Source organism: Vibrio sp. 1069, from assembly GCF_033340555.1.
This window is the reverse complement of sequence record NZ_JAWOWP010000095.1, coordinates 1-1,141: the sequence shown is the minus strand read 5'-3', so window position 1 is coordinate 1,141 and position 1,141 is coordinate 1. Positions and strand designations below refer to the sequence as shown.

Annotated in this window: 2 protein-coding genes; both read left to right on the top strand. The window is 46.4% G+C overall.

Going from position 1 to position 1,141, the window contains the following annotated elements; genetic code table 11:
* The coding region (gene pgeF, locus R7040_RS24655) for a peptidoglycan editing factor PgeF (RefSeq protein WP_318097301.1) at positions 1-648 on the top strand (648 nt) is incomplete at its 5' end.
* 147 nt (positions 649-795) lie between these two features.
* The coding region (locus R7040_RS24650; RefSeq protein WP_318097299.1) for a Clp protease N-terminal domain-containing protein at positions 796-1,141 on the top strand (346 nt) is incomplete at its 3' end.

The window sequence follows — 1,141 nt, the reverse complement described above, 5'->3', positions numbered from 1 at the left end:
GGCTCTTATCAAGGGTTAAATCTCGGTGCGCACGTTGGGGATGATGCTTCTATCGTAGCGAAGAATCGTCATTGGTTGGCACAGCAAGCGAATATGCCAAGTGCGCCAATTTGGTTAAACCAAACTCATTCTACTGTCGTTGCCCATGCGAATGCTCCTACGTCAATAGTGCTTGATGCTGATGGCGTCTTCACATCGGCGAGTAATGTTGTGTGTTCTGCCATGACCGCTGATTGTTTGCCTATACTGCTGACGAATACTCAAGGTACTCAAGTAGCAGCTGTTCATGCCGGTTGGCGTGGTTTGGCAAATGGTATCGTTGAAAATGCTCTCGCATTATTTTCGGGTGATGTGATGGCATGGTTAGGGCCTGCTATTGGTCCACAGGCGTTTGAAGTGGGCGAAGATGTTCTACAAGCGTTTGTCGATTTTGACTCAAAAGCTCAGCGCGCATTTACCCCTCGTAATGTGGAAGGTAAATGGCTTGCCAACATGTCGCAATTAGCGACGCAGCGTCTCAACAGGGCTGGCGTCTCGCAAGTTTTCGATTCCGGTTTGTGTACTTACCAAGATAAAGAGTCCTTTTATTCTTACCGCCGAGATGGTGTGACAGGAAGGCAAGCTACGTTTATCTGGATTGAAGAGTAAGCCCCATAAAGCTCAAAAGAGCTGAGATGCATAGTTCTATTTTTGCAAAGCTATCTTTATTCATTCACTCCCTTGAAATTCCCCCACTGAGTATCCATCTTTCTACTGTCAAAAGAATTCTCTTTAATCGAGGTTAGGAAGGTCGATATGCGTCTTGATAGATTTACCAGTAAGTTTCAAATCGCTATCTCTGATGCTCAATCACTAGCGTTAGGGCGCGATCATCAGTACATCGAGCCAGTTCACTTAATGGTGGCTTTGCTTGATCAAAATGGCAGTCCAATTCGTCCATTGCTGACAATGCTGGACGTGGATGTAACTCATCTCCGCTCAAAGCTAGGCGAAATGCTTGATCGATTACCAAAGGTGAGTGGCATCGGTGGTGATGTGCAGCTTTCTAGCTCGATGGGGACTTTGTTCAATCTGTGTGACAAAGTGGCTCAAAAGCGTCAAGACTCCTACATCTCGTCCGAAGTCTTCTTGCTTGCGGCAT